Annotated in this window: 3 protein-coding genes and 1 tRNA gene; 3 read left to right on the plus strand and 1 reads right to left on the minus strand. The window is 63.1% G+C overall.

The window, feature by feature from the left end:
• Nucleotides 1-289 precede the first annotated feature (289 nt).
• Nucleotides 290-1,429 (minus strand): cystathionine gamma-synthase, encoded by a 1,140-nt coding sequence (locus J4G38_RS26505; RefSeq protein ID WP_210521883.1) that lies wholly within the window; start codon nucleotides 1,427-1,429, stop codon nucleotides 290-292.
• 173 nt (nucleotides 1,430-1,602) lie between these two features.
• On the opposite strand from J4G38_RS26505, the gene J4G38_RS26510 reads away from it, so the two are divergent.
• The 3 genes from J4G38_RS26510 to J4G38_RS26520 all read left to right on the plus strand — a co-directional run bounded on the left by J4G38_RS26510 (nucleotide 1,603) and on the right by J4G38_RS26520 (nucleotide 4,420).
• Complete coding sequence (locus J4G38_RS26510) at nucleotides 1,603-3,474, plus strand: serine hydrolase domain-containing protein (RefSeq protein WP_210521884.1); 1,872 nt, start codon at nucleotides 1,603-1,605, stop codon at nucleotides 3,472-3,474.
• 37 nt (nucleotides 3,475-3,511) lie between these two features.
• A complete protein-coding gene (locus tag J4G38_RS26515; protein ID WP_210521885.1) occupies nucleotides 3,512-4,225 on the plus strand; it encodes a TVP38/TMEM64 family protein in 714 nt (237 codons plus the stop codon).
• 121 nt (nucleotides 4,226-4,346) lie between these two features.
• A tRNA-Arg gene (locus J4G38_RS26520) sits at nucleotides 4,347-4,420 on the plus strand.
• Nucleotides 4,421-4,604 lie beyond the last annotated feature (184 nt).

Below are 4,604 nucleotides of genomic sequence, written 5' to 3' on the forward strand. Positions count from 1 at the left end.
AGTACGGCCTCCACGAACAAGCGCGTGTCCTTGGCCGTCACGCCGCAGGCATTCGCTTGGCCCGGCAAGAGTGGCGAAAGGCGTTGCCAGTGCGGGTCGGTCAGGAATGTGCGGTCTTTTTGCATCTTCAAAGCTACCTTAATTGTTCACACGTCCTAGGAAGAACCCAAAAACGAACGTCATGCTGAGCGAAGTCGAAGCATCTCTACCGCCATAGTAAATACATTACTTACGCAGTAGAGATGCTTCGACTTCGCTCAGCATGACGTTCTGGGCTTTTACAAAGCCTCTACCCGATGGCCTGGGCTAAATCCGCAATCAAATCCTCGGCATCCTCAATGCCCACGCTCAGGCGGATGAGCGAGTCGCTGAGGCCCGATCTGCGGCGTTGCTCGGCCGGAATGCTGGCGTGCGTCATGGTGGCGGGATGGCCCGAAAGGCTTTCCACGCCGCCCAGGCTTTCGGCCAGGGTGAAGTACTGGAATTTCTCCAGCACGGCAATGGCGTCTTCCTGGCGGTCACCCTTCAGCACGAAGGAAATCATGCCGCCGAAGTCGCGCATCTGCTTGGCGGCCACGGCGTGGTTGGGGTGGTTTTCGAAGCCGGGCCAGTACACTTTTTCCACTTTGGGATGCTGGCGCAGGTACTCGGCCACGGCGCGGCCGTTTTCGCAGTGCCGCTGCATGCGGATGTGCAGCGTTTTGAGGCCGCGCAGCACCAGGAAGCAGTCCTGCGGGCCGGGCGTGCCGCCGCAGGCATTCTGGTAGAAGCTCAGGCGCTCGTGCAGCTCGTCATCGTTCACCACCAGGGCGCCCATCACGGTATCGGAGTGGCCGGCCATGTACTTGGTCAGCGAATACATCACGATGTCGGCCCCCAAATCCATCGGCGTTTGCAGATAAGGCGTGCTGAAGGTGTTATCGACGGCCAGCAGGGCGCCGGCTTCCTTGGCCACGGCGGCGGCGGCGGCAATGTCGATGATATTCAGCAGCGGGTTAGTCGGCGTTTCGACCCAGATGAGCTTGGTTTTTTCGCTCACCACGGCGCGCACGGCGGCCATGTCGTGCATCGGCACGAAGTGAAATTTGATGCCGAACGGCTCGTACACTTTGGTGAAAAGGCGGTAGCTGCCGCCGTAGAGGTCGTTGGTCGAAATAACCTCGTCGCCGGGCTTGAGCAGCTTCATCACGCAGTCGATGGCGGCCATGCCGGAGGCGAAGGCAATGCCGTGCTTGCCGTTGTCGAGGGCGGCCACGGCGGACTGCAGCTGCGAGCGGGTGGGGTTGTGCGTGCGCGAGTATTCGAAGCCCATGTTTTTGCCGGGCGAGGACTGCACGTAGGTCGAAGTCTGGTAGATGGGCGTCATGATGGCCCCGGTGGCGGGGTCCGGGTGCACGCCGGCGTGAATGGCTTTGGTGGCGAATTTCATGGGTGGGTGAGCAGGGCTGGGAGCCGGTGAGAATAAACTTGCCGGCAAAGGTCGGGGAATGCGCCCGAATGAAAAGCGACCGGTACCTGGCGCTTCGTAATATTGAATTTATTCTGTGCAAAAGCACGTCGTGCTTTTTCCTTGTTCACAATTACTTCTTCCCCTCTTTCTGCATGTTGAAAAATCTACTTCTTGCTGCCTTGCTGGCCGTTTTGCTGGCGGTGCCGGCCGTTGCTCAGCCGGGCGTTCCCGTCATTCACTCGCTGGCGCAGCTCCAGGACTCGCTCCGGCACGTGATGGCCCGCGAACACATTCCGGGGCTGATGCTCACGCTGGTGAGCCACGATTCGGTGCTGTTTGAGGGCGGCCTGGGCCTGGCCGATATAGCTGCCCAGCGGCCCGTGACGGCGCACACCCGCTTCCGCATCGGCTCGGTTACGAAGACGTTTGTGGTGGCCGGCCTGCTCCAGCTCATCGAGCAAGGCAAGCTGAACCTGAACGACGAGGTGCACAAAATCGCGCCCGAAATCCCCATCGACAACCCCTGGGAAGCCACCGACCCCGTGCGCGTGGTGCACCTGCTGGAGCACACCGCCGGCTTCGACGACATGCGCCTCAACCACGTGTACAACCCCACGCCCACCGACCCGCGCGGCCCGGCCGCCCTGGCCGTGTTCCGGGGCGAGCTGCGCTGCCGCTGGCGCCCCGGCGAGCGCATGAGCTATTCCAACCCCGGCTACGAAGTGGCGGGCTACCTGCTCGAAAAGCTCAGCGGCCAGGCCTACGAGCAGTACCTCACCACGCACCTGCTGCGCCCGCTGGCCATGCCCGATGCCACCCCGGCGCTGCGCATCATTCCCGGCCCCGGCATGTCGCAGGGCCACAAATTCGCCGACGGGCACTACCAGGCCGTGCCGCTGCTGCCTATTTATGCCGGGCCGGCCGGCTCGATGAGCGCCTCGGCAGCCGATATGACGCAGTGGGTGAAGTTTTTTCTGCACGACGGCCGCACCCCCGACGGCACGGCCCTGCTCCAGCCCGCCAGCCTGCACGAGATGGAAACGGCCCACTCGCCCCTCTCCGACCGCACCGGCCTGCACGACGGCTACGGCCTGGCCAACTTTGCGCTGGGCCTGAAGGGCAAGGTCCCGTTCCGGGGCCACAGCGGCGGCATCGACGGCTTCATCACCGCCTTCGGCTACAACCGCGAACTGGGCGTGGGCTATTCGTTTTCGAACAACGGCGGCGTGCGCGCCCCGAAGCTGGAGCAGCTGGTGCAGGCGTTTTTGCTGCGGCAATTGCCCACCCCCACCCCGCCGGCCCGCGTCCCGCTCGATGTGGCCGCCGTGGCGCCTTATCTGGGCCACTACCGTAGCGCCGCCCCCCGCAACGAAATGGCCGGCTTTGCCGACTACCTGGTGGGCGGAACCAACCTGCGCCGGCAGGGCAATTTTTTGTTGAATGAACCCCTCATTGGCGAGGCCGATACCCTGCTGCCCACCGGCCCGCTCACCTTCCGCCGCCCCGCCGAGCAGACGGCCACCGCCGTGCTCACCCACGACAAAGAAGGCCGGCAGGTGCTGATAACGTCTTCTGAATACGCCTTGGCGGCCGGTTTCTGGTGGTGGCTGCCGCCGGCGCTGCTGGCCCTGTGCGGGCTGCTGGTGCTCACGAGTAGCCTGGCGGCGCTGGTGGGGCTGGTGCAGGTGCTGCGCCGCAAAATTCCGCGGGTGCAGCTGCTGCCCCGGTTGCTGCCGTTGCTGGCGGCCAGCGCGCTGATGGTCACGCTGGCGGCCCTTTTCAGCCTGGGCGAGCACATCTGGACGGCGGGGCAGGTCAACCTTCCCACCGTGCTGTTTTCGCTGGGGCCGCTGGTGTTCGTGGCCTGCACCGTGGCGGGGTTCCTGCTCACGGTGCGTTACTTTGGGCATTTCCGGCGCCGCGCCGTAGCCTGGTACCTGCTGCTCACCTACGGCGCGCTGGGGTGGCTGGCGGCGGTGCTGGCCACGTATGGCTGGCTGGGCCTCCGGGTCTGGTCGGTATAAATCCCACCGGCCCGCGCCCCATCCCCAATCCCTTCCCATGAAATTCCTACGCGAGCTGTTCCAGAAGAATTTTTCCACGCTGCTCACCATGTTTCTGCTGGTGGCCGTGCCGCTGTTGGGCTCGGCCTCGCTGCTGGGCCTGCTCTACGAAAAGCAGGAGCTGCTGCACCACCTGAGTGCGGGGCAGGTGGCGCTGTATTTTGTGATTATCGCCTTCACCATGGCATTTGCCCTCACACCCACCACGTTCGTGGCCATCGTCACGGGCTATTACTTCGGCTGGGCCGGGCTGCCGGGCATGGTGCTGGCCTACGCGCTGGCCGCCGCCATCGGCTACGAGCTGGCCCAGCGCCTCGACCACGGCAAGCTGCGCCACTTCCTGCACCTATTCCCCAAGGCGGAGGCCGTGCTCGGCGAGCTGCAGCACCAGAGCTGGCAGCTCATCCTGCTCACGCGCCTTTCCCCCGTGCTGCCCTTCGCGCTCATGACGTTTGTGCTGGCGATAGTGGGCGTCCCCCGCAAGCGCTTTCTGGCGGCCTCGGTGCTGGGCATGCTCCCGCGCAGCCTGTTTTTCTACTGGCTCGGCACCAAGGCCTCTGACGTGCTGGCCCTGCTGCGCGACCCCGACGAGGGCACTCTGAGCAAAATCGTGCTGGTGGGCCTGGTGGCGGCCTCACTGTTTGGCCTGTACGTTGTCTTCAATCGGGCCTTGCAAAAGGTGCTACGCCGCGGCACCGCCAATAATGCTTAAAATGGCCGACTGATTATTAGCCAGTTGCCGGTGATTACTAATATTTCTTCACGAAAAAGGCACTTGTAGCTTGCACTGGCGCATTTTGTTTCCTTACCTTTGCGCTCCCAACACGGGAACTGGTTGTGTAGCTCAATTGGATAGAGCATCTGACTACGAATCAGAAGGTTTAAGGTTCGACTCCTTACACGACCACAGAAAAGGCCCTCAGTTCACACTGAGGGCCTTTTTCATTAATAGTGGTGGCGGTTATGGTGGCGGTTTCTACCGAATGCCGGTTGTGTCGCGCACTTCTTGCCGCTCACCAAGCCGGTCCTCCACGTTCACCGTATCCTCGTCGTTCCAGGCAATGTGCTGCCGTGAGGGAAGCGCCAGCACC

The sequence above is a fragment of the Hymenobacter terricola genome (assembly GCF_017921975.2).
Taxonomy (GTDB): Bacteria; Bacteroidota; Bacteroidia; order Cytophagales; family Hymenobacteraceae; genus Hymenobacter; species Hymenobacter terricola.